Below are 716 nucleotides of genomic sequence, written 5' to 3'. Positions count from 1 at the left end.
GAGATCGACGGCTTCTTCTGGGTGGGAGGGCTGCCGACGCCCGGCATCGCGGACCTCGCGGAGACCATCGACGTGCGCCTGCTCCCGGTCGAGCAGGACTGGGTGAACGCGGTCAACGAGCGCTACTCGCATGCGTATCGACCCGCCGATGTGCCCGCAGGCACCTACGGCCTCGATGCCGCGGTGACGACGTTGGCGGTGCCGAACTACCTCGTCACCGCCGGCAGCACCCCGCCCGGCGTGGTGCATGACCTCGTCGCCGGCCTGTTCGCCGCGCGCACCACCCTGGCGGCCGACGTCCCGGCGGCGGCCCTGCTGGACCGACGATCTGCGATCTTCACCGGGCCGGTGCCCCTGCACCCGGGCGCGGAGCAGTACTACCGCGATCTGCGCCGGTGACCTGCGCCCCTCAAGAAATCCTCAAGATCTCTGACAGCCGTCGGCGCGCTCTGCCAGGGTGAGGTCGATCGCACACGATCGGACACCTGCTGCCTGCTGTCGCTGGGAGCGTGGCAGCAGGGCGATCCCGCGGCCCGAGGGGGCGGGCCGTGGGGTGCCCTTGCGAAGATGCATTGGCCGCGCGATCAGGTGATTACGAACATGTAAACCTCACCGTGGTGCCTGGAACCGCGCGCATCGCGTGGCTAGTTTGGAGAAATGATGACCTCTGAAACCCCGCTCGTCGTCGTCGAGAACGTCCAGAAGCACTACGGCGA

General features: G+C 68.3%; 1 protein-coding gene. It reads left to right on the top strand.

All coding sequences use genetic code 11. The features are described from left to right. A partial coding sequence (locus B2W79_RS17580) for a TAXI family TRAP transporter solute-binding subunit (protein ID WP_292791914.1) occupies window positions 1-399 on the top strand: 399 nt, incomplete at its 5' end. Window positions 400-716: the final 317 nt, after the last annotated feature.

This window comes from Microbacterium sp. UBA7513 (assembly GCF_002478345.1).
Taxonomy (GTDB): domain Bacteria; phylum Actinomycetota; class Actinomycetes; order Actinomycetales; family Microbacteriaceae; genus Microbacterium.
Note: the sequence above shows the minus strand (reverse complement) of the source record. Positions and strands in the feature narration are given on the sequence as shown.